19 protein-coding genes and 1 tRNA gene are annotated in these 23,765 nt (G+C 64.1%); 13 read left to right on the top strand and 7 right to left on the bottom strand.

Annotated elements, in window-relative coordinates; genetic code table 11:
* Window positions 1-34 precede the first annotated feature (34 nt).
* From HTZ84_RS15850 to HTZ84_RS15830, 5 genes are all read left to right on the top strand, one after another.
* A complete protein-coding gene (locus tag HTZ84_RS15850; RefSeq protein ID WP_174681563.1) occupies window positions 35-400 on the top strand; it encodes a cupin domain-containing protein in 366 nt (121 codons plus the stop codon).
* A gap of 86 nt (window positions 401-486) precedes the next feature.
* On the top strand, window positions 487-1,596 hold the full coding sequence (locus HTZ84_RS15845) for a FecCD family ABC transporter permease (RefSeq protein WP_174681562.1): 1,110 nt from the start codon (window positions 487-489) through the stop codon (window positions 1,594-1,596).
* Entirely contained in the window at window positions 1,596-2,447 is an 852-nt protein-coding gene (locus HTZ84_RS15840) for an ABC transporter ATP-binding protein (RefSeq protein WP_174681561.1), read from the top strand. Before HTZ84_RS15845 ends, HTZ84_RS15840 begins: the two co-directional genes overlap by 1 nt.
* A 42-nt stretch (window positions 2,448-2,489) precedes the next feature.
* Window positions 2,490-3,596, top strand: coding sequence for an ABC transporter substrate-binding protein (locus HTZ84_RS15835; RefSeq protein ID WP_174681560.1), 1,107 nt, complete (start codon window positions 2,490-2,492; stop codon window positions 3,594-3,596).
* Between the two features lie 87 nt (window positions 3,597-3,683).
* Entirely contained in the window at window positions 3,684-4,775 is a 1,092-nt protein-coding gene (locus HTZ84_RS15830; protein WP_174681559.1) for an ABC transporter substrate-binding protein, read from the top strand.
* 105 nt (window positions 4,776-4,880) lie between these two features.
* On the opposite strand, the gene HTZ84_RS15825 is transcribed toward HTZ84_RS15830, so the two are convergent.
* On the bottom strand, window positions 4,881-7,235 hold the full coding sequence (locus HTZ84_RS15825) for a methyl-accepting chemotaxis protein (RefSeq protein ID WP_174681558.1): 2,355 nt from the start codon (window positions 7,233-7,235) through the stop codon (window positions 4,881-4,883).
* Window positions 7,236-7,440: 205 nt separating this feature from the next.
* Between HTZ84_RS15825 and HTZ84_RS15820 the strand changes: the two genes are divergently transcribed.
* Together HTZ84_RS15820 and HTZ84_RS15815 are read left to right on the top strand one after the other, a co-directional pair.
* A complete protein-coding gene (locus HTZ84_RS15820) occupies window positions 7,441-9,507 on the top strand; it encodes a DEAD/DEAH box helicase (protein WP_174681557.1) in 2,067 nt (688 codons plus the stop codon).
* A 148-nt stretch (window positions 9,508-9,655) separates the two neighbouring features.
* A complete protein-coding gene (locus tag HTZ84_RS15815; protein ID WP_174681556.1) occupies window positions 9,656-10,360 on the top strand; it encodes a DUF7504 family protein in 705 nt (234 codons plus the stop codon).
* 56 nt (window positions 10,361-10,416) lie between these two features.
* Here the strand turns inward: HTZ84_RS15815 and HTZ84_RS15810 are convergent, their stop codons facing one another.
* Window positions 10,417-10,671, bottom strand: coding sequence for a hypothetical protein (locus HTZ84_RS15810; protein WP_008892908.1), 255 nt, complete (start codon window positions 10,669-10,671; stop codon window positions 10,417-10,419).
* A gap of 85 nt (window positions 10,672-10,756) precedes the next feature.
* Here HTZ84_RS15810 and HTZ84_RS15805 point away from each other — a divergent pair.
* Window positions 10,757-10,829: transfer RNA gene (locus HTZ84_RS15805), tRNA-Pro, on the top strand.
* Window positions 10,830-11,754: 925 nt separating this feature from the next.
* Window positions 11,755-12,726, top strand: coding sequence for a hypothetical protein (locus HTZ84_RS15800; protein ID WP_174681555.1), 972 nt, complete (start codon window positions 11,755-11,757; stop codon window positions 12,724-12,726).
* Window positions 12,727-12,907: 181 nt separating this feature from the next.
* Here HTZ84_RS15800 and HTZ84_RS15795 read toward each other — a convergent pair whose 3' ends face one another.
* Window positions 12,908-13,687 (bottom strand): PGF-CTERM sorting domain-containing protein, encoded by a 780-nt coding sequence (locus HTZ84_RS15795; RefSeq protein ID WP_254611769.1) that lies wholly within the window; start codon window positions 13,685-13,687, stop codon window positions 12,908-12,910.
* A gap of 460 nt (window positions 13,688-14,147) precedes the next feature.
* Here HTZ84_RS15795 and HTZ84_RS15790 point away from each other — a divergent pair, with 460 nt between their 5' ends.
* Both HTZ84_RS15790 and HTZ84_RS15785 read left to right on the top strand, forming a co-directional pair.
* Window positions 14,148-14,996, top strand: coding sequence for a M14 family metallopeptidase (locus HTZ84_RS15790; protein ID WP_254611768.1), 849 nt, complete (start codon window positions 14,148-14,150; stop codon window positions 14,994-14,996).
* 255 nt (window positions 14,997-15,251) lie between these two features.
* Entirely contained in the window at window positions 15,252-15,695 is a 444-nt protein-coding gene (locus tag HTZ84_RS15785; protein ID WP_174681553.1) for a hypothetical protein, read from the top strand.
* Between the two features lie 48 nt (window positions 15,696-15,743).
* Here the strand turns inward: HTZ84_RS15785 and HTZ84_RS15780 are convergent, their stop codons facing one another.
* Window positions 15,744-16,088 carry a hypothetical protein gene (locus tag HTZ84_RS15780; protein ID WP_254611767.1) on the bottom strand — a complete coding sequence of 115 codons (345 nt, stop codon included), beginning with the start codon at window positions 16,086-16,088 and terminating at the stop codon, window positions 15,744-15,746.
* Between the two features lie 353 nt (window positions 16,089-16,441).
* Between HTZ84_RS15780 and HTZ84_RS15775 the strand changes: the two genes are divergently transcribed.
* A complete protein-coding gene (locus HTZ84_RS15775) occupies window positions 16,442-17,092 on the top strand; it encodes a DUF502 domain-containing protein (RefSeq protein ID WP_174681552.1) in 651 nt (216 codons plus the stop codon).
* Between the two features lie 336 nt (window positions 17,093-17,428).
* Complete coding sequence (locus HTZ84_RS15770; protein ID WP_174681551.1) at window positions 17,429-20,947, top strand: LAGLIDADG family homing endonuclease; 3,519 nt, start codon at window positions 17,429-17,431, stop codon at window positions 20,945-20,947.
* A 63-nt stretch (window positions 20,948-21,010) separates the two neighbouring features.
* Here the strand turns inward: HTZ84_RS15770 and HTZ84_RS15765 are convergent, their stop codons facing one another.
* The 3 genes from HTZ84_RS15765 to thrC all read right to left on the bottom strand — a co-directional run bounded on the left by HTZ84_RS15765 (window position 21,011) and on the right by thrC (window position 23,763).
* Entirely contained in the window at window positions 21,011-21,910 is a 900-nt protein-coding gene (locus tag HTZ84_RS15765; RefSeq protein WP_174681550.1) for a transcription initiation factor IIB, read from the bottom strand.
* A 150-nt stretch (window positions 21,911-22,060) separates the two neighbouring features.
* Window positions 22,061-22,351: a hypothetical protein gene (locus tag HTZ84_RS15760; RefSeq protein WP_217468234.1), complete on the bottom strand. Its 291-nt coding sequence runs from the start codon at window positions 22,349-22,351 to the stop codon at window positions 22,061-22,063.
* Between the two features lie 134 nt (window positions 22,352-22,485).
* Window positions 22,486-23,763: a threonine synthase gene (thrC, locus tag HTZ84_RS15755; protein WP_174681549.1), complete on the bottom strand. Its 1,278-nt coding sequence runs from the start codon at window positions 23,761-23,763 to the stop codon at window positions 22,486-22,488.
* Between the last annotated feature and the right edge of the window lie 2 nt (window positions 23,764-23,765).

Below are 23,765 nucleotides of genomic sequence, written 5' to 3'. Positions count from 1 at the left end.
GGATCGTTTTGTGGGTTCGGCGCCGACTCGAGGTATGTCCGACCCGCTGATTCGCCGTCGCGACGAGATCGAGTACGAGACGGTCGACGCGGCCGACGGCCTCGAGAAGGGCGTCCTCGTCAGCGACGACCACGGCGCGCCCCACTTCGCGATCCGCCGGTTCGTCCTCGAGCCCGGCGCCGCGGTGCCGAAACACACCAACGACGTCGAACACGAGCAGTACGTCCTCGAGGGCGAGTACACCGTGGGCATCGGAGACGAGGAGTACGCGGTCGAAGCCGGCGACTCGCTGCTCATCCCCGCGGGAACGGTCCACTGGTACCGCAACGAGGGCGACGATCCCGGCGCGTTCATCTGCGCCGTCCCGAACGGCGACGACGAGATCGAACTGCTCGAGTGAACGTCACGGAGAGCGGACGGAGAGGTCGTCCCGACTCGGTCGGCAACCACAAGTACTAAACGTCTTTTAGGATAACCTAAACCCCGATGGTAGAAGCGCAGTCGGTCGGCGAGCACGCGGCGACTCGGGACCGGGAGGGTTGGGTTACCGGGACGCTCGTGCTCTTCTGTTTGGCGAGTGCGGTCATCACGGTCGTCGCCGGACTCGTACAGGTGACGTTCGGAGAGTACTCGATGACGTTCGTGGAGGCGTGGTCGGCCGTGTTCGAGCCCACGGTGCTTTTCAACCTCGAGGCCTGGTCGTCGTTTCTCTTCGGCACCGAGCTCCCCGAGATGAGCACGGACAGCGTCGTGGTGTGGAACCTCCGGCTCCCTCGCGTCTTCGTCGCGATCATCGCCGGCGCGACGCTGGCGATCTCCGGGGCGATCTTCCAGGCGGTGACCCGAAACGAGCTGGCCAGCCCCTTCGTGCTCGGGGTTAGCTCCGGCGCCGGGTTCGCGGTGCTGGCGACGCTCGTCGTCTTCACCGGGCTCGCGCCGTACCTCCCGCTGATCGCCGCGCTCGGCGGGACCGTCGCCTTCCTAATCGTCTACGGGATCGCCTGGAAGGGCGGGACCAGCCCCGTTCGCCTCGTGCTCGCGGGCGTGATCGTCAACATGGTCTTCCAGTCGCTCCAGCAGGGGCTGTTCTTCTTCGTGGACGACCTCGGCGTCGCCCAGACGGCGATCGCCTGGCTGACGGGCTCGTTCACCGGCACGGGTTGGGGAGAGGTCCGGATCGCCCTCATTCCGGGCATCGCTGCGATCGCCATCGCGCTCGCCAGCTCGCGACAGTTGAACGTCCTGTTGCTCGGCGAGACCACCGCCAAGTCGCTGGGGATGCGCGTCGAGCGCGTCCGCTTTTTCCTCTCGGGGGTCGCCATTCTCGCGGCGAGCGTCGCGATCGCCGTCGCGGGCATCGTCAGCTTCTTCGGCCTCGTCGTTCCGCACATCGTCCGGAACGTCGTCGGCGGCGACTACCGACAGCTGATGGTCGGCTGCCTGTTCGCCGGTCCGGCGCTGATGGTCACCGCCGACGTCGGCGCCCGCCTCGCGCTGGGGGGGATGCAGATGCCCGTCGGCGTCGTGACCGGGCTGGTCGGCGGTCCCTACTTCCTCTATCTGATGCGCAAGCAGCAGTCCATGGGTGAGCTATAATGGCACAGAACAAGACGCAGATGACGCAAGAACGGATCACCGACAGCGACGGCGTCGCGGTCGAGAGCGCGCTGGTCGGCGAGGACCTCTCGTTGAGCTACCCGACGAGCGAGGAGACGATCGTCGAGTGCGCCCGACTGGACATTCCCCAAAACGCCGTAACCGCGCTCGTCGGGCCAAACGGCAGCGGGAAGAGTACGCTGCTGAAGTCGCTCTCGAACCACCTCGAGCCCGAACGAGGGACGGTCCGCATCCACGGCAAGGAACTCGACACGTTCGACCGGAAGGAACTGGCCCGCGAACTGGGCGTCCTCTCCCAGGAGAACGACTCGCTGGGTTCGATCACCGTCGAGGATCTGATCTACCACGGCCGCTACCCGCACCGGGGCTTCTTCGACAGCGTCAGCGAGGAAGACCACGCGGCCGTCGAACGCGCCCTCGAGTTGGCGGGAATCGAGGACCTCCGGGACGCCGAACTCGGCCAACTGAGCGGCGGCCAGAAGCAACTGGCCTGGATCGCGATGGTGTTGGCCCAGGACACGGACGTTCTCCTGCTCGACGAACCGACGACGTTCCTGGACGTCCACCACCAGTTCCGCGTCCTCGAGACGATCCGCCAGTTGAACGAGGAGAAGGGGGTCACCGTGGCCGTCATCCTCCACGACATCGCGCAGGCCGCCCGCTTCGCGGACTACCTGGTGGCGATGCACGACGGGGAACTGTACGACTGGGGGCCGCCGGAGGAAGTCGTGACCGAGCAGCTGCTGGCCGACGTCTTCGGCGTCGAGGCGACCGTTCAGCACGAGCCCGAACTGCAGGTGTTGCCCCGTCGAGCGCTACCCGAGCGCTAACAGTCGGAAAAACTATATTGTTTTAGGCCAGCCTAAAACCTAATGCCAACCGACGACGGAACGACGAGACGGACCGTGATGAAGACGACCGGAGCGCTCGCCGGCCTCGGGATCGGCGCCGGCTGCCTCGGCGAGTCCGGGTCGTCGAACGAGGGGAGCACCTACTCGGTGACGATGGAACCGGTCGGCGAGGTCGAGTTCGACGGCGTCCCCGAGTCGTGGCTCCCGTACACGGCCGATTACGCCGACATGGGCGTCGCGCTCGGTCAGGGGGACGGGCTGGTCGGCGTCGGCCGAGCTCACCTGTACGGCACCCACTACTACGACGAACTCCCGGGCGTCTCGGTCGACGCGGGCGAGCTCACGGAACTCTGGGACGGCGGCACCGGACAGGAGGTCTTCTACGAACTCGACGCCGACGTCCACCTCATCGACCCCAACTTCATGATCAACCGGCTCGGCTGGAGTCGGGACGAGGTCGACGAGATCGCCGACACCGTCGCGCCCTTCATCGGGAACACGATCTTCTCGGCCAGCTACGACTGGCACGACTACGACCGCTACACGCTGTACGAGGCCTTCGAGAAAGTGGCCGAACTGTTCCAGGAGCGCGGGCGCTACGAGGCCTTCGCGACGCTGCACGACGAGGTGATCGCCGACCTCGAGTCGCGGCGGCCGGAGGAGAGCCCGTCGGTCGCGGTGCTGGTTCCCGCCTCGGCCGAACCCGAGGAGTTCTACCCCTACCTCATCGACGAGGGGACGCAGTCGAAACACTGGACGGATCTCGGCGTCCGCGACGCGCTGGGTACCAACGACATCGAGGACGCACAGGCCGGCGGCGGCACGGTCGACTACGAGACGTTACTCGAGATCGATCCCGACGTGATTGCCATCCGACAACAGGGCCAAGTGACTGAGGAGGAGTTCGAAAACGGGATCGTCTCCTTCCTCCGCGATCACGACGTCGCGAGCGAACTCGAGGCCGTGCGAAACGATCGCGTCGTCTACGCGGGCATGACCTACCAGGGTCCGATCATCCACCTCTTCCAACTCGAGCGGGTCGCGCAGGGACTGTTCCCGAACGCGTTCGGCGGCGAGGACCTGTTCGACCGACAGGCCGTAGCCGATATTGTCGCCGGTAACACGTAACTCGACGGGCCCGTACCGCGCGCCGAGCGCAGTTCTGGCCGTATTAGTTCGGAACACTTTTGATGGTTTAGGTCAACCTAAAGATTGATGACCGACGAGTCCACGTGGACGAGACGCAACGTCCTTCGAACGAGCGGGGCGATCGCCGGCGTGAGCGCGATGGCCGGCTGTATCGATTCCCTCGGGTCCGACGACGACTCCCAATACTCGGTGACGATGGAACCGGTCGGCGAGGTCGAGTTCGACGGCGTCCCCGAGACGTGGGCCGCCGGCACCGGGGATTGGGCCGATATGGGGGTCGCACTGGGTCAGGAGCCACCGGAGGCCCTCTATCTTTCCCACCGGTACCACACGCCGTACTACGACGAGATTCCCGACGTGAACGTCAATTCGGAGGACATCGATTCGCTCTGGGAGGACGAACTGACCGTCGAGGAGTTCATGGAGCTGAGTGATGACGTGGACGTCTTCGTCATGGACCCGAACTTCCTCAAGGGGCAGGGGAAGTGGAGCGACGACGACATCGAACAGGTCGAGTCGACGGGAACGCCGTTTTTCGGCAACACGATCTTCTCGCAGGATTACGGCTTCCACGACGATTACGAGTATCTGACGCTGTACGAAGCGTTCGAGAAACTCGCGGAGGTCTTCCAGGAAACGGAACGCTACGAGGAGTTCGAGGCGCTACACGACGAGTTCCAGACGAATATCGAGGACGTCGTCCCCTCGGACGATCAGCAGGTCGCCGTCCTGTGGCCTCAGGATGACAGTTTCCTTACCTACATCATCGATGAGGGAACGAGTTACAAACACCTCCAGGACCTCGGGTACAAGGACGCGCTCGCCAACACCGACGTCGAGGACTTCCACAGCGGAGGCGGCGAAGTCGACTACGAGACGCTGCTCGAGATCGATCCGGACAACATCCTGCTGCGCGGCGAACAGTACCGGACCCGCGAGGAGTTCGTCCAGAACACCGTCGAACCGATGAAAAACCACGACGTCGCACGGCAGCTGACGGCCGTCCAGAACGACGACGTCTATCGGGCCGGTCCGCTCTACCAGGGACCGATCCTCAACCTGCTCGTCACCGAGCAGCTGGCCTCGGAGCTCTACGGCGTCGACGAGGAACTGTTCGACCGACAGAAAGTCAGCGACATCGTCAACGGCGACTTCTAAACGGCCCTCGAAGGGTTTCTCGAGTACCGGACTCGAGGCCCGCTGCGAACTCTGAAGATCCGTCTTTCGGTTCTCCAGACGGCAAACGGCGTCGGCTGCAGCCGCTTACTGCGATTCGGCCCACGTGAATTCCTGCGATGCGTCCGTCGACGTCTCGCCAGTCCCGTCGGCCGTTGATTCGTCCGCATCGTCAGACACGGCATCGTCTCCCTCGCGACTCACTGGCTCGCGTTCCGCGTCCGTCTCGGCCGTCACTTCGAAGGTCGAGAGCGCGTCGGAGAGCTCCTGTGCGCGCTCGGACAGCGACGTCGCGGTGTGCGACACCGTGATGAGCGACGAGGTCTGTTCCTCCGCGGCCGCGGCGACCGTCTCCGCCTCGGCGCTGGTCTCCTCGCTGATCGCCGTCACGTCGTCGGTCATCGAGACGACCTCCTGCGTCGCGGCGGCCTGTTGCTGGGTCGCCGCCGAGATCTCCTGAATCCCGTCGTTGGTCTCGTCGGCGAACTCGGAAATCTCTTCGAGGGCCGCGACCGACGTCTCGACCGCGCTGCGGTGGTCCGCGATCCGCTCGTCGGTCTCGCGGACGACGGCCGCCGCTCGGGTCGCCTGCTCGTTGACCCGCTCGAGGCGGGCTTCGATGTCCGTCGCCGCCTCCTGGGTGTCCTCGGCGAGGGACTTGACCTGGTCCGCGACCGCGGTGAACTCCGCGTCGTCGGAGCGCGAGCGCGCCGCCTCGATCGAGGCGTTGAGCGCGAGCATGTTCGTCTCCCGGGTCACGTCGCCGATGAACGCCAGCAGGTCGTCGATCGCCTCGAGTTCGTCCTCGAGTCGGTCGACCTCCGCGACGGCCTCGGCGGCCTCCGCTTCGATGGCGTTCATCCCGTCGATCGCCCGGCGCGCCGATTCGCGGGCGTCCGTGCTCGTGGCGGCGGTCCGCTCCGCCAGCGTGGCCACCTGCGAGGAGCTCGCGGCGATCTCCTCGGTCGTCGTCGAGAGTTCGTCGACTTCGTCGGCGATCGCCGCGAGCTGCGTGCTCTGGCGTTCGGCGCCGTCGGCGATCTCCTGGACCGACGTCGTCACCTGCTCGGAGGCCGACCGCACCTCGGCGACGCCCTCGGCCGTCGACTCGGCGCTCCGGTCGACCGCGTCGGCGAACGCCCGCGTCGCGGCGACCGTCGCCTCGATGTCGTCCATCATTCCGTTGAACTCCCGGGCGACGGCCCCCATGGCCTCGCTCTCGTCGTCGGGCTCGAGCCGACGCGTGAGGTCGCCGTCCGCGCAGGCGCGCATCGTTTCGCCGTACTCGTCGGCCGTCCGCTCGAGGTGCCGGGAGAACCGTTCGGACTCGGTCCGAGCCCGCTCGGCCTCGGCGCGGGCCGCCTCGGTCTCCTCGAGGCGGTCGCGGAGCGACCGTCGCATCCGGTCGATCGACCGGTGTAACTCGCCGAGTTCGTCGCGCCGATCGGACTCGACCGGCTCCTCGAGGTTCCCGTCCTCGATGGCCGCCGCTCGCTCGGAGAGGTCCCGCAGCGACCGGGCGGTGTTTCGGCCGACGGTCGCGCCGAGCACCACGATGCTCGCGACGACGACGCCCAGCATGGCGAGGATCTGCAGCGAGACGTCCGACTGCAGCGAGTAGGCCTGAGCGGCGGGGACGCGGGTCGTCATCGTCCACTCTCCGTTTCCGTTCTCGATCGGCGCGTAGCCGACGACGGTCTCGCCGTCCGCGTCGGACTCGATCGACGTCGTTCCGGCGCCGTCGCCGACCGAACCCGCCTCGAGGACGTCGTCGCGAAGGAGCAGCGAGCGGTCCTCGGCGAGCACGACGGTCCCCGAGCCGTCGACGACGACCGCGTCTTTCGTCCCGTCGCTGGCGATCACCGCTCGAGACAGCGACTCGAGGTCGACGAGGCCGACGACGACGTGATCCGAGTCGCCGGGAACGGTGCTGACAGCGAGCATCGCCGGCCGTCCGTCCGCGGTCTCGAACGTCTCGGTGAACGTGGCCCGGCCCTCGGCCTCGATCGCGCTCGAGAGCCGTTCGTCGGCCGCCTCGCTGAGGCGACCGCCCTCGACGACGGCGTCCGTTCCGGCCTCGACGTCGACGGTCCCGTTCCCGGCGTCGACGTAGTACGCCCCCTCGAAACCGGGGCGTTCGTTCAGCCGGTGTAACGAGTCGGAGATCGAAACGCGGTCGTCGTTTCGAAACTCGAGCGACCGAGTGAGCGATTCCAGATTTCGTTCGGACGATTCCAACCAGCCGTCGAGTCGCTCGGCGTCGCTCTCGGCGTCGCTGACGAGCCGCGACTCGACGTCGTCCTCGAGTTCGGAGCCGGTGTGTGCGTAGATGACGCCGCCGAACACCCCCACGACGAGCACCACCACGAATAGCGCGGCACCGAACCGAAGCGCGTAGCTGCTTCGAACGCCCGGAACTCCCCGTAACGGATTCAAATCCATCGAATTGGGAATTCCGTCACCCCTACGTGTAATTCACTATTAGTGATATGTACGGCTATAGTCCGCTCGTCGTCGGTACGAACGGATACGTCGTCGCCGCCCGTCGGGGCGCACCGAAACCGACAGCGGCGGTCGCTTCCGCGGTTCGCGCTCGAGTTCGGTGCAGTCCGAACCGCTGAAATACCGTCCCGCCGTACGGCCACTCGTGTCGAAGCAGGTCCAGGAGGTCGAAACGATCTTTTGTCACGCGACCGGTGACGATTACCTCGTCGTCGTCGAACGCGACGGAAAGCGACTGTTCCGGGCGAAGCTCGGCCTCTCCGAGACGTCGGCGGGCCCACGACCCGCGAAGTTCCGGCTGAAGCAGGGCTCGAGCGAGGAGCCCCGCCAGCCCGACGAGTTCATCGAACTCGCCCGCCGCGCCGGGCGGATCCGCATCTCCGAGCAGACCGCTCCCGAGAAGCGACGCGAACTGCGGGAGATGCTCGAGGGCTACCAGCTCGAGGACAAGACCAAGGCCGTCCGGACCTGTCGCTACTGCGCCTCCGCGGGGCGGTACTCGCCGATCACGACCGAGACCGCCGTCAAGGACGACAACGATTGGATCTGCCGCGATTGCGCCCGCCAGGAACTCGAGCGCCAGCTCACCTACTCGGGCAGCGGCGAGGTGACGGCCGCCGCGAAGGATCGCCTCGAGGACCTCATGCTCGAGGTCCAGGACTTAGAGCGGATCGTCAACCTGCTGCAGGGGCAGCTAGATCCGGACCTGACGAAGTTCGATACCATCTCGGCGACGACCGACGAGGTCGACCCCGTCCGGGTGGACTCGCTGAACCTGCATCCGGGGCTGCAGAACCTGCTCGAGGACCGGTTCGAGACGCTACTGCCGGTCCAGAGCCTCGCCGTCGACCACGGCCTGTTCGACGGCGACGACCAGATGGTCGTCTCGGCGACGGCGACCGGGAAGACGCTGGTCGGCGAGATGACCGGGATCAACCGCGTCTTAAACGGCAAGGGGAAGATGCTCTTTCTCGTCCCCCTCGTCGCGCTCGCGAACCAGAAGTACGAGGACTTCCAGGACGAGTACGGCCACCTCGTCGACGTCTCCATTCGGGTCGGCGCGAGCCGCATTTCGGACAACGGCAACCAGTTCGACCCGAACGCCGACGTCATCGTCGGCACCTACGAGGGGATCGATCACGCCCTCCGGACGGGCAAGGACATGGGCGACATCGGGACCGTCGTCATCGACGAGGTCCACACCCTCAAAGAGGAGGAACGGGGCCACCGCCTGGACGGCCTGATCTCGCGGCTCAAGTACACCTGCGAGCAGCGCGCGAAGCGACGCGACGACTACGGCGGCGCCCAGTGGGTTTACCTCTCGGCGACCGTCGGCAACCCCGAACAGCTCGCGACGGCCCTCGAATCGAAGCTCATCGAGTTCGAGGAGCGCCCGGTCCCGATCGAGCGCCACGTCACCTTCGCCGACGGACAGGAGAAGGTCCGCATCGAGAACAAGCTGGTCAAACGGGAGTTCGACACGGAGTCCTCGAAGGGGTATCGAGGGCAGACGATCATCTTCACGAACTCCCGCCGGCGGTGTCACGAGATCAGCCGGAAACTGGACTACTCGGCCGCCCCCTACCACGCCGGGCTGGACTACAAGCGACGGAAGAAGGTCGAACGCCAGTTCGGCGAGCAGGAGCTCTCGGCGGTCGTGACGACCGCGGCGCTCGCAGCGGGGGTCGACTTCCCGGCCTCGCAGGTCGTCTTCGACTCGCTGGCGATGGGGATCGAGTGGCTCTCCGTCCAGGAGTTCCACCAGATGCTCGGCCGCGCCGGCCGACCCGACTACCACGACAAGGGGACGGTGTACGTGCTGGTCGAACCCGACTGTTCCTATCACAACTCGATGGAGATGACCGAGGACGAGGTGGCGTTCAAGCTCCTCAAGGGCGACATGGAGTCGGTGATGACCCACTACGACGAGGCCGCGGCCGTCGAGGAGACGCTGGCGAACGTCACCGTCGGCGGCAAGGCCGCCAAGTCGCTCAACGACCGCATGCTCGGCGACGTCCCCACCAAACACGCCGTCGGCAAACTCCTCGAGTACGACTTCATCGACGGCTTCGAGCCCACGCCGCTGGGGCAGGTGGTCACCCAGCACTTCCTCGATCCCGGCGAGGCCTTCGCCCTGCTTGACGGCATCCGGAAGGACGCCCACCCCTACGAACTGGTCGCCGACCTCGAGTTGCGCGAAGACGACCTGTAGTCGTCTCGCTGCCGCCCTCGAGTCGTTTCGTACTTCAAGTCCACACGTATCGGCCGGAACGCTTTTGCCGAACCTATCAGCGGCCGGAACGGTAAAGAGTGCGTCGTCCGAGATACGAGTAGCGCCGGGGACCAGCCCGGAGAGACCAATGGAGCCAGCAACCCCTTCCGCGATCGATCCGCCGGCGAACGTCTTGCTCGTTCACGAGAAACAGTGCGAGCCAGCCGTCTGTCCGGACCTCTGCCACGACACCGGCGCGACGGCAGATCTCAGGGTTTCGTTCGCGGATAACCGGCCGGATCGACCGGATCCGGACGCGGTGACCGGGAAGGTTGGCCTCCTGACGGTCGGGGACGTCCTGATCGAGGACACCGCCGAGTCGGCCCGCGATTTCGAGAAGCGAGTCGTCGTCGACACGGTTCGCGATCCGACTGATCTCTCCGCCATCGGTGTCGCCGTCAGTCGGTTCTGTAAATACTGGTCCGACGAACAACTCACGGTCTGTTTCGATTCGCTGGACGCCTTGCTCCGCTCGACGCCGCCGAAGGACGTCTTCCAGTTCGCGCACGTGTTGACCAATCGGCTCTCGAGTGTCGACGCGTACGCGCACTTTCACTTCGATCCGACGCGCCACGAGGATCGCGTCGTCTCGACGTTCGGGGAGATTTTCGACGCGGTCGTCGCCGAGGAGGGCAGCGAGGAATCGCTGCCGGAAGCGACCGACGAGGAGGTCGCCGATCTGCTGGCGGCGTGGACCGACGGAGCCGACGAACCCGACGGCGAGTTCGAGTTCGCCGTCGAGCCGTCGACCGAAGCGACCGACGAGGATATCGCGCGGCTGCTGGGGAATTGACGGTCGGTCGGGACCGGGGCTGGCGACCGGGGGGTCGCCAGGGGTGGCGATAGCGACTACGGAACGAAGGCGACACCGAACAGCGCGAACAGGAGTACGACGGCCGCGCCGAGGATCCCGCCGAGACCGACGATCACGAGCACTACGGGTGTGACGGCGATCGAGAGGCCGAAGACGACGTGGCTGAGGAACAATACGAGGAGTCCCGCGACCGCGTTAACGATGAAGGGAGCGAGCGCGCGGACGAGAACTGCGGCGACCAGCACGCCCACGAGGACCGCAATCAGGACGAGGATCTCGAGACCTGTCATGTACGCGGCGGTATCACGTCGACCGCCAAAACCGTTCGGCCGGTAACGAAACCCTTTATGATGTGCACCTTTTAGGGGGGAGTACGGGATCGTGGGTTAGCTTGGTATACTTCGGGCCTTGGGTGCCCGTGACCCCGGTTCAAATCCGGGCGATCCCACTTACTTCGTCGCGAACAACACCGTGAGCGACGAGTTCGTGACGATCGACCGGTTTGAATCTCGGAAGTCGCAGCGCTCGAGTGAACCGAGAGCGATCGTCTTCCGTTGGTTCAAATCCGGGCGATCCCATACTGCTGCCGCTCGCAAATCCCCGAGCGGCAGCTGTTGAAAGCGCTCGGATTTGAGGGAGACCGGGGTTCTGTGAACGAAGTGAGCAGGTTCTCGGGCGTCGTTCAAATTCGGGCGATCCCATCCTCTTACGTCGGTTTTCGGTAGAACGGTTGCGCCTCCAACAGTTTTGCGTCCGGGTACTCGGGGTGGGGGCAGTGAGTCGTGTCGTCGACCTCGAGCCAGGAGGTTGTAGACGCTATGCTTCGGACAAGTGGGGAACTATCCAACTCGGGGCGTACTCAGGCCGAGTTCCCCGCTCTGTCGGCAAGGCTTAATTCCGTAAGCGAGTCCCCGGAGCGGGCGGGTACGAGACTTCGCCGGCTAGCGCAGGAAATGACAAATACGGCCGGCAGTTCGTGGAGTCCGCGGAGACACTGGGCGATCCCGAGAGCCGGACTGCTCTCATCACCTCGTTCGCACGGGGCGATATTGCCGCTAACATCGGTAGCGGGGTACTTGATGAGTCCAGAGGTCGCCGCACTCCCCACACCGGAGTTTCGTTGTACCGCTCCCGCCGAACGACGAGAGCCCGGTGAAGATCTCCGAATTACTCTCCGTTCGATCGAAGGCGTCGATTGGACCGGCCACTGAATTAGTCTTCGTATACATCGGGATTGACATCCCGCTCTCGGGCGAAATTCCATCGCGACCCGGGAGCTCACAGGTAGGGTATCTCAAACTCACTGAAATTATACCCTGATTCCCATAGTTAATATAATACAATAACCCTGTTTTTCATAGTTACAGAATCGCATGCAAGAGAATACTACTGATGATCCGGTCTTAGATGAACCGAGTGTGGCCGAGAGGACAACCAGTGCTGGTGTCTCTCGTCGTCGACTGTTACGCGGAGGGAGCCTCTTAGGCGTGGGAAGCCTGCTCGGGGTGACCGGGGGAGGAGTCGATAGCACGGCAGCGGAAGAAATAGAGAGTGCGGCAGGAGGCGGCTGTAATCGGCCGGATGATGTCGTCCATCTCGAGTACGGAGAGTATGAGAGCTGGGAGGACATCTACTGGATGTCCAACGGTGATCGTGAGAACCTCGCAATTGTCCCCAGCCCGACCTACGCTGGCGATACCGCTCTCCAGCTTCGGGTTCGAGACGGCGATCATTGGGGGCTAAGTACCCACTATAGCTTTGATGACGGACTACTCGAGCTCAATGGCCGTGTCGCTTTCGCTCTCAATACGAGTTGGGCGATGGGGAATGAGAGCGAACACTGTCGGATCTGGAACTGTGCCATGTCGCTCGGGGAGGGGAGTGCCGGCGGCGGTGTCCCTGATGGCACCAATGGGTGGAGTAACCGCCTCTATGTCAGTACGAAGGAAACCGATTCGGATGGGCCGTTCCATCTGCTCTCCTATACATACCATATGGACCAGAATCAAGATCACGACTATCTACTTCAGCAGGAACCCTACGCCGTACGACAACCGGAGATCGTTCCGGGACGGTGGTATGAACTCGAGTATTACGTCTGTATGAATACGATTGGCGATGACGGCGTGGCAAATCCGGACGGCGTCATCCAGTACTGGCTCGATGGTGACCTCATCTATGATCGGAGAGATTTGAGATTCACAGAAGACCACGAAAACAATATCATCGAAACGAATGGCCCTGCTGGGTACTACGGCGGGAGGTACGTGGCTCCACAAAACCTCTACTCCTATTACGCCAATCACTCAATGGCTCTCGATGGGACGTTCGGAGAGGGGTGCTGAATCTCGCTTCATCGGTTCTTTTTGGAAGGGGAGGCAAGTTCTCCGGGGTCGGTCGGCGGCGTAGCCGTTCAAAACCCCGGTATCTGCTACTCAACGACTGCCGCGAGGGTCAGCGACCTCCGGCTACGCCGCGAAGAGATTACGCGTTGACAAAAAGTGCCGAATCCCGATCGCTGGGTGCTTAGCTACGCCGGCGGACTAACAGCAACGTTCCTGCGAGCACGGCGGAGAGCGCACCGCCGATGCCGAAGCCGGGAACTGATTCCTCCTCCTCCTCAGTTTCGCTATCGTTGTCAGCGGTATCGTCAGTACCTGTCTCGTTCTCCGAAGCGGTAGTGTCGTCGTCAGCGGCTTCGCTGTCGTTGTCAGCAGCAGTGCCGTTCTCCGAAGCGGCAGTGTCGTTCTCAGCGGCCTCGGCGTCGTCGTCAGTAGTATTGCCAGCAGTCTCGTCAGCGGCAGCGTCGTTCTCCGAAACGGTAGTGTCGTTGTCGGTGGTCTCGGTGTCGCCGTCAGCGGCGGTACCGTCGGTAGCACCGTCGTCCGCGGTATCGGTAACAGTGAGCGTTCCCGACCGTTCCTCGTCACCGGCGGTGATCGTCCACTCGTAGTCACCTTCGGGGAGGGCAATCCCTTCAGCAGTGAAGGTGACGGACCCCGTGTCGTCGGTGCTGGCAGTCACTTCCTCCTGGATCTCCTCTCCGTTGATCTCGAAGACGACGTCGGTCGTCGCTGGTTCGCCATCGGATGAGGTTACGGTCACGTCGAACGTGCTCGATTCGGTCGTTGCGACCGAGTCCGGTGCATTGACCGTCACCTCGAGGTTCGTATCAGCACTTTCGTCGGCGTCTGCGGCGGCCGCGGTTGCTGCGCCCGCAGCGACCGTCGACAGAGCGACCATCGACGCGATCATCACTGCGGCGAGTACGGTCCATCGGGTTTCTCGAGTTGTTTCGAATGTCATGTGTTTCGGGTGGTGTCTGAGCGGATTTCCATCAATCGCCGGCGCCGTCCACGGTACCAGCGGCGACCAGCCCTGTTCTGTGGCTACTTCGCCTCGAGTCGACGCCGTCTCCGTTTCGCTACTGCGGTCCGTTCGAATCTGCGAGGGGATTATCCCTCCTGTTCTGGATCCGTTGGCTATCGCCTCTCTTGGGCTCACACGGTTATACTTACAATCGAGTTAGCGATGATTGCAGGACAGTTTCACTCTCTACATACACGCCGGTGACATTTCGAACAGCGAAACGGCGATTCGAGAGTCCGTCTCTTCCGACCTGTCGGGTGTACGTTCACTTACCCGGGAGCGACGGTCGCTATCACCGGCGGAACGGGGTGCAACGCGCTATCAGAACTATAATAATAATCTGTTTCTCCGAGGTAACGATCACATGGGGTCATTGCAGACATCTCGACGAACGCTGTTGACAGCCGCAGCCAGTTGTGCACTCGCCGGCGTCGCTGGTGCTAATTCGAGCGCAGAACCCGGCAGCGACCTCTCGAGACGCTCGCAGCAAATTCTCGAGGGCACCGATCACGAAACGACGGTGTACCAGACGGTTGCAAACGCCGACGGACCGACCGTACTGGTCGTTGGCGGAATGCACGGCAACGAAGTTGCAGGGTACGAGGCAGCGAGCACCGTTGCCGAGTGGGAAATCGATGCCGGTACGCTCGTAACGATCCCCTACGCGAACGCCGATGCTGTCGAGCAGCGGACGCGCACGGGCGACGACGGCGTCGATCTCAACCGACAGTTCCCCGAAGGCGAGGAGCCAACGACGGACCTCGCCCGAGCGCTCTGGACCGTCGTCGCCCGCTCCGATCCCGACGTGGTTATCGACCTCCACGAGTCGATCGGCATCTACGCCGGCGGCCCCGTCGACGGCGTCGGGCAGGCGATCTTCCACTCGGACGGTACCGAGACCGCCACCGATGCCGAGCGGGCCGCCGACGCCGTGAACCGAAACCGCGTCGACGAACCGGGGCTCGAGTTCGAGACTGATACCTTTTCCAGGCCGGAAAACGAACCGAGCGGGTTGCTCGTCCACAAGGCCGCTCGAGACCTGAACGCCCAGTCGTTTCTCATCGAAACCTTCTCGCGCGGTCCCGACCTCGAGACGCGCATCGACTGGCACACACGGATCGTGACGAACCTGATCGAAGCGGGACTGTTCGAACCTGAGACAACGACCGATGACTCGGCTGATGACACATCGGACGATTCCGATACCGAGCAAGTCATCGAAGAGTGCCCCGAAGACGCTTCCTGAGAGGGGCGCAAGACCTTCGTCTCCGACACTTAGATCCGTTGAGCGCAACGCGACGATACACGGACGAACGATCTATTTTCGGGTGAGGAGAACCAATCACAACGATACCGTACATCCGACATTCGCCTCGATCGGTTGCACGACGGACAACCACGGTGTACGAGCGGACTACTCTTCGGCCCTCCACTACTGCCGACGGGCGCGAGTTGACAGCTGGGCGGTGAGTATTTGGTTCCGTTTGTTGACAACCCGCATATGGAGTCCGAATCGATTCGCGAACCCGAATCCGACGACGAGCAAATCGTCCGACTCCTCTCGGACACCGAATCGTTCGTTACGCTGCCGCCGGCGCCCGACGACGCGACCGTAGCGGTCGTTCGTACCGATCCGGACGTTCGACTGTTGACCGCCATCACCACCGACGAGGAGAGCGCGTGGCCGGAGGTGAGTCAGACCCACGGACGGACCGTCGAGACCGACGACGGTCGGCGAAGCGAGTTCCGAGTAGACGTCGACGCGTTCGTGGACGCGGATATCCTGGACGTCACCGACGAGACGGGAACGCGCAGCGTCCGGTCGATGTCCGTCAGCTACCGTCGCGAATCGCGCCTCGAGCGCCTCCGACGGCGGCTTCGACAGTGGCTGGCGACGCGTCGCGGCTCCGACCCGCGCGGCCCGCACACCGTTGATCCGCGATGAGGACGGGGTGGACCCGCGTCGTCTCGGTTTGACTCGCGGACGGCCCGTTCAGGCGTCGTCAGAACCGTCTCGGTCGAACTCGACGTCGCCCTCCTCGCAGCCCCACGCGTCGGGAACGGACGCCGCGGCGAGCGCGGTGCCGTCGATGTCCTCGACCGTACCGTCCGTGAGCACCGCGCCCTGCTCGCGCGCCCAGTCGAACTCCCGGAGGTCGAGTTCGTACGGGAACTCGACCCGCGTCTGGTGGAAGTCGTAGCGATCGGTCTCGCGGAAGTACAGCCCGGCGGTTACGACCGCGGCGTCCGGATTCTGCGTCCGAACCGTCGCAGTGTAACAGTCGCGAATCCGGTTCTGGATCCGACCCGGGTCTAACTCGTAGCCGCTGTCGGTCACCCGGGGCGCGTCGTCGCCCCGACGACGCCGGTCGTCGCGGCGCCCGTTCCGACGACCGCGAGCACCGCCCGTCGCGTCGGTTGTTCGGTTCCGGACAGACGACACCACGCACGTCTACCCGACGCATAACGGTTGCTCGAGGCCGCACCGCTCGAGTCGCCTCGAAACGTTTCTCTCCGGTTTCGCGTCCGTCGCCGACGGACTTCGTACCGGAGAGTGGTCGTCGCGCACGGCAAGTCTGGCGTCTCTTCCCGTCGCGTTCGATCGCCTTCCCGCCGCATCGACCGGTCAGTTACCGCGACTGTCCATGCAAGCCGAACGGCTTCCCCGGCGGGTCGCATCACTCGAGATCAATGTCGAAACCGGGTGACGGCGTCACAGGCCGTTTCAAACGCTGGCTCATCAACGGGATCGCGCTGACGATCCCGCTGGTGATCACGATACTGGCGTTGATCCTCGTCGTGGATTTCGTTCTGGGCGTGCTCTCGCCGGTCGTCCGCGGCGTGATGTTCGTCTGGCCCAACGAGCCGCCGGAGGCGGTCGTCCAGTTCGTCACGATGGGCTCGCTGTTGGCCTTCTTTCTGCTGGTCGGGATCGCCGCAGAGTACACGCCCGGCACGGCGATCTCCCAGCGCGTCCACGCGACCATGGAGACCATCCCGGGCGTGAGTACGATCTACGAGAGCGTCCGGCGGGCCAGCAAACTGCTGGTCGACGACGACACGGATCAGTTTCAGGACGTCAAACTCGTCGAGTTCCCCCATCGAGACGCCTACATGCTCGGCTTTCTGACTGCCCAGACGCCTCCGGACATCGAGGCCCAGGTCGGGAACGGGCCGATGGTGACGATCATGGTCCCGCTGGGCCCGAATCCGACGACGAACGGGTTCGTCATGCACATGCCCGCCGAACACGTCTACGACGTCGACGTCACCGTCGAGGAGGCGTTCCGCGTGATCGCGACGCTGGGCGTCGCCTCCGACGACCTCGGCGACGACACCTGAGCGACGACGAACGTCTCGAGTTCCGAACGGTCACCGATACCGACCAAAACAGATTGGCCGCATATACATACTCGAGTGGACCCCATACCCTGGTGGCCACGTGACCTGACCGGGAATCAGGACACGGCGTGTGCGTTGCCGGCGATCGCCGGCGACGAGAGCGGCGAACGGACGGTTCGTCGTGGCCCGGAACCGATCCGTCCGATTTCGACGACTGTAATCTCGAGCCGAGCGGCGGTACCGGTCTGCGACCGGCACCCGTCACGGAACGGCCGCGGTTCAGTTTCGCCCCGCTTTGCCACCATTTATACCGGCTGGCGCCCCTACGAGAGTGCAATGGCGCAAGCGGGCAATTCTGAACTCGTCGACTCGTTCGAGCAGTTCTTCCGCAACTACTACGACAACGAGATCAAGCAGCTTGCGCAGCGATACCCCAACGAGCAGCGCTCGCTCCACATCGACTGGCAGGAGCTCTACCGCTACGATCCCGACCTCGCGGACGACTTCCTCGCCCAGCCCGAACAGCTCCAGCGCTACGCCGAGGAGGCGCTGCGACTGTACGACCTCCCGATCGACGTCAGCCTCGGCCAGGCCCACGTCCGGATCCGGAACCTCCCCGAGACCGAGTCCCCCGAGATTCGTGAAATCCGCGCCCGCGACATGAACACCCTCGTGGAGGTCCGGGGCATCGTCCGGAAAGCCACGGACGTCCGCCCGAAAATCGAGGAGGCCGCCTTCGAGTGCCAGCTCTGTGGCACCCTCTCCCGCGTTCCCCAGTCCAGCGGCGACTTCCAGGAACCCCACGAGTGCCAGGGCTGTGAGCGACAGGGCCCCTTCCGCGTGAACTTCGACCAATCCGAGTTCGTCGACTCCCAGAAGCTCCGCATCCAGGAGAGCCCCGAGGGACTGCGCGGCGGCGAGACGCCCCAGTCGCTCGACGTCCACGTCGAGGACGACATCACCGGCGAGGTCACGCCCGGCGACCACGTGTCGGCGACCGGCGTTCTCCGCCTCGAGCAACAGGGCGACCAGCAGGAGAAGTCTCCCGTCTTCGACTTCTACATGGAGGGGATGTCCGTCGACATCGACGAGGAGCAGTTCGAGGACATGGACATCACCGACGAGGACAAGAAGGCGATCTACGATATCTCGAATCAGGACGACGTCTACGAGCAGATGGTCGCCTCCATCGCGCCCTCGATCTACGGCTACGAGCAGGAGAAGCTCGCAATGATCCTCCAGTTGTTCTCGGGCGTGACGAAGCAGCTTCCCGACGGCTCGAGGATTCGCGGCGACCTGCATATGCTGCTGATCGGGGACCCCGGTACGGGTAAGTGTGTCCGCGGAGATACGAAGGTCACACTCGCGGACGGACAGGACGTTCCGATCCGTGATCTCGTTGAATCGAATCTCGATGATCCGAAGCCGATCGACGACGGCTGGTACGACGAAATCGATCTCGAGGTTCCCTCCTTACAGGACGACGGATCGGTCGGCCTACAGCGGGCGACAACGGTCTGGAAACGTGAAGCGCCCGAACAGATGTATCGGATTCAGACCTCGAGCGGACGAGAACTCGAGGTGACGCCGTCGCATCCGCTGTTCGTACAGCGTGACTGCCAGTTCAAGCCGGTCGTCGCCGAGGAACTCACTGAAGGACAGTTTATTGCTGCGCCGCGATCCCTACCAACGAAGGGAGACAACTCCATCAATATTGATTTCCGCCGATCTCAGTCGCGTAACGCGGTACAACTCGATCTCCCGTCCGAATGGACCCCCTCGCTAGCCCGACTCGTCGGGTATATCGTTGCGGAAGGATACGTCGAACAGCGGGACGATAATACCGGATTTGTCTCGATTACGAACAACGATAGAGCAGTATTGGACGACGCAGCGGAGGCGCTGGAGAAGTTGAACCTCAATACGACGGAACGAGGTCCACACGAATCGAAGGATGCTCGCGAACTGCTGTGTTCGGCAGGAGAATTCGTGAGCTTCCTCGAAGCACTCGAACCATGTATTCTTCAGTCGTCCGACGAACAATGCGTCCCGGATGCGATCTTCAAGGCCTCTGAATCGACGAAGTCAGAATTCCTCAAGGCCTTTATCGAAGGGGAAGGGCATGTTTCGGAGTCTCAGCGAGAGATTTCGGTCGCTTCGATGAGCCGCGAGTTACTCGAAAACGTCCGAACGTTGCTCCTCTCGATCGGAATCCGCTCGCAGACTCACGAGCGACAGAATGGCAGTTATCGACTCAGGATAAGCGGAGGTGACTTCGAGAAGTACGTCTCTCGAATCGGATTCGTAACTGAGCGGAAACAGGAGGTGACATTAGAGTACGCGGACACAACCGGAAATACGAATCTCGATATCGTCCCGGGACTGGGTTCAGACCTGCGACAGATTCGCGAATCCTTATCGCTAACACAGGCAGAGTGTGGGCTACCTCGATCGACGTATCAGCACTACGAACGCGGATCGAGAAATCCGAGTCGACAGAGCCTCCGAGAGGTCGTCTCAGCGTTTAAAGATGCGCTACCAGCAAAAGCTAACCAAGGCGAGGATAGCGCCATAGCTGACGGCGGATCCGTAGAAGCGAGTATTGCTGCTCTCGAGCAGTTCGTGGAAGGTGACGTCTATTGGGAACGGATTGAATCTATCGACAGAGTCAAACCCGACTACGATTGGGTATACGACCTCGAGATCGAGGGAACGCACAACTACGTCTCGGAGGGCGTCATCTCACACAACTCCCAGATGCTGAGCTACATTCAGAACATCGCGCCTCGAGCCGTTTACACCTCCGGGAAAGGGTCATCTTCGGCGGGACTTACTGCCGCCGCCGTCCGCGACGACTTCGGCGACGGCCAGCAGTGGACCCTCGAGGCCGGCGCGCTCGTCCTCGCCGACCAGGGGATCGCCGCGATCGACGAACTCGACAAAATGCGCGCGGAAGACCGCAGTGCCATGCACGAGGCCTTGGAGCAGCAGAAGATCTCGGTCTCGAAGGCCGGCATCAACGCGACGCTCAAGTCCCGCTGCTCGCTGCTGGGCGCGGCGAACCCCAAGTACGGCCGGTTCGACCAGTACGAGCCGATCGGCGAGCAGATCGACCTCGAGCCGGCGCTCATCTCCCGGTTCGACCTGATCTTCACGGTCACCGACCAGCCCGACGAGGAGAAAGACCGCAACCTCGCGGAGCACATCATCACCACGAACTACGCCGGCGAGTTGACCACCCAGCGCGAGGAGATGACCTCGCTCGACGTGAGTGCCGAGGAGATCGACGAGATGACCGAGCAGGTCGATCCGGCGATCGACGCCGAACTGCTGCGCAAGTACATCGCCTACGCGAAGCAGAACTGCCACCCACGGATGACCGAGGCGGCCCGGAACGCGATCCGGGACTTCTACGTGGATCTGCGCGCGAAGGGGACCGACGAGGACGCTCCAGTTCCCGTCACGGCCCGAAAGCTCGAGGCACTCGTCCGCCTCTCGGAGGCCAGCGCCCGCGTGCGCCTCTCGGATACGGTCGAGGAGTCGGACGCGAACCGCGTCATCGAGATCGTCCGCTCCTGTCTGCAGGACATCGGCGTCGATCCCGAGACGGGCGAGTTCGACGCGGACATCGTCGAGGCCGGCACCTCGAAGTCCCAGCGCGACCGGATCAAGAACCTGAAACAGCTGATCAGCGACATCGAGGAAGAGTACGACGACGGCGCGCCGGTCGACATCGTCATGGAACGGGCCGAGGAGGTCGGCATGGACCAGTCCAAGGCCGAACACGAGATCGAGAAGCTAAAGCAGAAAGGCGAGGTTTACGAGCCGAGTACGGACACCCTCCGAACGACGTAACTGCGCCGATCGACGTCTGTAATCTGCCGTCGAACCACATTCGAGACGCCGGTAACCGCCGCTTCAGAGCTCTCTGAGATTCATCACCGTCGAGCGGATCGTCACCGGCGCGACGTCGGCGACGGCGGCCGCGTCGGCCTGCGTGATCGTCGGCCACGCCTCGCGTTCGCCGGCGGCCTTGTAGAGACACGCCGCGGCGACCCCGCTCGGGTTGCGGCCGCCGATCAGCCCCTCCTCGAGGAGCGCGGCGACGCACTCGCGGGCTCGGTTCTCGACCGCCGTCTCGAGGTCGAGCTGCGAGGCGTACCGCGGCAGGTACTGGGACGGGTCGATCGGCCCCGTCGGAAGGCCGAGTTCGCGATTGAGCGCGTCGTAGGCGACGGTGAGTTCGTCCTCGTCGGCGCGGGCGACGTCGGTAATCTCGTCGATCGTCCGGGCGTTCGAGCGCGTTCGGCAGGTCGCGTACACTGCGGCGGCGGCGAACCCCTCGAGCGATCGCCCCTGAAGAAGGCCCGCGGATTGGGCCGACTCGAAGAGCGCACACGACTGTTCTCTGGCCGATTCCGGCAGCGAGAGGTGGGTGTTGATCCGTCGAATCTCGGCAAAGCCGTAGACTTGATTCCGGTCGGCTTTCGAGGAGATTCGCGCTCGATTGTGCTCGCGCCGAAGGCGGGCGATTTGCCTGCGTTTTCGCCCGGTCAGCCGGGAGTTGTACTCGCCGCTCGAGCCGGAGCCGTAGCCGATTTTCGTGGAGAGCCCGCGATCGTGTCGCGAGCGGGTCAGCGGCGCGCCCGTCCGCCGTCGGTCGGTCTCCTCGCCGTCGAACGAGCGCCATTCGGGCCCGCGATCGATCGCATCTTCCGAAGAGACGAGACCGCACTCCTCGCAGATCGTTTCGGTACCTCGAGTCCGCAATCTCCCGTCACATTCCGGACAGACAGGTGCTGAGTCCGTGTTCACCATTGGAAATTTCCTCCTGTAAGATTGGTAGGTTGTCCATGGTACTTAAAATACTGGAATTTCGAAGGTAATTAACAGCGCGTCGCTCCGCCTGCCAAGAAACGCTCAGTTCGCGTTCGGCCGACCGTCGCGGCGATCGGCCGATGGATACTGCTACGAGTCGCGGAGTCGCGCCACCAGTGCGGGAAGTCGTCCGTCGGAGACAGAGGTCCCGTCGGATACCGAGGTCCCGTCGGGCGCCGCACGTTCCTCGAGGAGTCGTTCGTATCGATCGATCACCGCCTGCCGGCGGCGCTCGCTCGTCTCGAGCGCGTCCTCGAGGGCTGCGACCCGCAACTCGAGTTGCGTCCGTTCGATGCGAGCGGAAAGCGGGACGGACGGTCGCTGGTCGCTCGGGTCGACGCGAGCGGGCGTGGGGTCGTTACCCTGGCGGTCGGCGGACATGAGTCGCCGTTCGGTTCGAGTCGGACCCGGAAAAAGCTCAGTCAGTCGGCCGTCAGACGCGTCCGACGCGCGTCGTCCGACCGTCCGACCCGCGGTCGTCTCAGTCCTGCAGGTGCTCGAGCACGCCGTCGGATCTATCGATCCGACGAGCTCTCACTCGCAAGGCTCGCGAGAACACCTTGCGTGTCGGCCGGCACGGGCTCGGGGTCGCTCCCCGCCGCGGCGGCGGCGTCGGGGTCCTTGAGCAGGTGGCCGGTCGTGAGACAGGCGACGCGCTCGTCGTCGTCGACGATCCCTTCCGCGCGGAGCTTTCGGAGCCCGGCGACGGAGGCGGCGGACGCGGGTTCGACGCCGATCCCCTCGGCCGCGATGTCGCGTTGGGCCTCGGTGATCTCCTCGTCGGAGACCGCGACGGCGGTGCCGCCCGTTTCGCGGATCCCGGGGAGGGCCTTCGGTGCGTTGACGGGGTTGCCGATACGGATCGCGGTCGCTCGCGTCTCGACGTCCTCCCAGCGCCGGACCTCGTCTGCTCCGTTCTCGACGGCCTCGACCATCGGCGCCGCGCCCTCGGCCTGGACGCCGGTCAGCTTGGGGACGTCGTCCTCCTCGAGTTCGCCCGCCTGGACGAGTTCGCGGAAGGCCTTGTAGAGCGCCGAGGTGTTGCCGGCGTTGCCGACCGGCAAGACGATTCGGTCCGGAACGGCGTCGTAATCCGCGAGGAAGCCCTCGAGGATCTCGAGGCCGATCGTCTTCTGGCCCTCCAGCCGGAAGGGGTTCAGCGAGTTCAGCAGGTAGGCCTCGCCCTGTCCCGCGAGCTCCTGGACGATGTCGAGGCAGGCGTCGAAGTTGCCGTCGACCTCGAGGATGCGGGCGCCGTGGAGGCTGGCCTGGGCGATCTTGCCCGCCGCGACCTTCCCCGCGGGGAGGAGCACGAGCGTCTCCATCCCGCCGCGGGAGCCGTAGGCGGCCAGCGCGGCGCTGGTGTTGCCCGTCGACGCGCACGCGAGGCGGCCGACGCCGAGTTCCTCGGCGACCTTGACGCCGACGGTCATCCCGCGGTCCTTGAACGAGCCGGTGGGGTTCATCCCCTCGTGTTTGATTCGCAGGGCCTCGACGCCGATCGCCTCCTCGAGTCGCGGCACCTCGTACAGCGGCGTCGCACCTTCCTGGATCGAGACGCCCGACTCGAAGGGCAGGGCGTCGGCGTAGCGCCAGACACCCTGGCCCTCGAAGTCGTCGAACGTCGGGAGGTCGGCGTAGCGGACCTCGAGCAGGCTGTCGCAGTCGTCGCAGGTGTAGCGGACGTCGTCGAAGGGCGCGAACGTCTCGCCGCAGTCGATACACTCGAGCCAGACGCCGTCGTCGGCGTCGTCCGGGACGGCCGGCTGATCAGCGGAGAGGCTGAGACTCATTG

It is taken from the genome of Haloterrigena gelatinilytica (assembly GCF_013342145.1).
Taxonomy (GTDB): Archaea; Halobacteriota; Halobacteria; order Halobacteriales; family Natrialbaceae; genus Haloterrigena; species Haloterrigena gelatinilytica.
The sequence above is the reverse complement of the archived record's forward strand: the minus strand, read 5'-3'. Positions and strand labels throughout refer to the sequence as shown.

Coding starts and splice junctions, on each gene's coding strand:
- HTZ84_RS15850 (WP_174681563.1), top strand. CDS start 35: ATGTCCGACCCGCTGATTCGCCGTCGCGACGAGATCGAGTACGAGACG.
- HTZ84_RS15845 (WP_174681562.1), top strand. CDS start 487: ATGGTAGAAGCGCAGTCGGTCGGCGAGCACGCGGCGACTCGGGACCGG.
- HTZ84_RS15840 (WP_174681561.1), top strand. CDS start 1,596: ATGGCACAGAACAAGACGCAGATGACGCAAGAACGGATCACCGACAGC.
- HTZ84_RS15835 (WP_174681560.1), top strand. CDS start 2,490: ATGCCAACCGACGACGGAACGACGAGACGGACCGTGATGAAGACGACC.
- HTZ84_RS15830 (WP_174681559.1), top strand. CDS start 3,684: ATGACCGACGAGTCCACGTGGACGAGACGCAACGTCCTTCGAACGAGC.
- HTZ84_RS15825 (WP_174681558.1), bottom strand. CDS start 7,235: ATGGATTTGAATCCGTTACGGGGAGTTCCGGGCGTTCGAAGCAGCTAC.
- HTZ84_RS15815 (WP_174681556.1), top strand. CDS start 9,656: ATGGAGCCAGCAACCCCTTCCGCGATCGATCCGCCGGCGAACGTCTTG.
- HTZ84_RS15810 (WP_008892908.1), bottom strand. CDS start 10,671: ATGACAGGTCTCGAGATCCTCGTCCTGATTGCGGTCCTCGTGGGCGTG.
- HTZ84_RS15800 (WP_174681555.1), top strand. CDS start 11,755: ATGCAAGAGAATACTACTGATGATCCGGTCTTAGATGAACCGAGTGTG.
- HTZ84_RS15795 (WP_254611769.1), bottom strand. CDS start 13,687: ATGACATTCGAAACAACTCGAGAAACCCGATGGACCGTACTCGCCGCA.
- HTZ84_RS15785 (WP_174681553.1), top strand. CDS start 15,252: ATGGAGTCCGAATCGATTCGCGAACCCGAATCCGACGACGAGCAAATC.
- HTZ84_RS15775 (WP_174681552.1), top strand. CDS start 16,442: ATGTCGAAACCGGGTGACGGCGTCACAGGCCGTTTCAAACGCTGGCTC.
- HTZ84_RS15770 (WP_174681551.1), top strand. CDS start 17,429: ATGGCGCAAGCGGGCAATTCTGAACTCGTCGACTCGTTCGAGCAGTTC.
- HTZ84_RS15765 (WP_174681550.1), bottom strand. CDS start 21,910: ATGGTGAACACGGACTCAGCACCTGTCTGTCCGGAATGTGACGGGAGA.
- HTZ84_RS15760 (WP_217468234.1), bottom strand. CDS start 22,351: ATGTCCGCCGACCGCCAGGGTAACGACCCCACGCCCGCTCGCGTCGAC.
- thrC (WP_174681549.1), bottom strand. CDS start 23,763: ATGAGTCTCAGCCTCTCCGCTGATCAGCCGGCCGTCCCGGACGACGCC.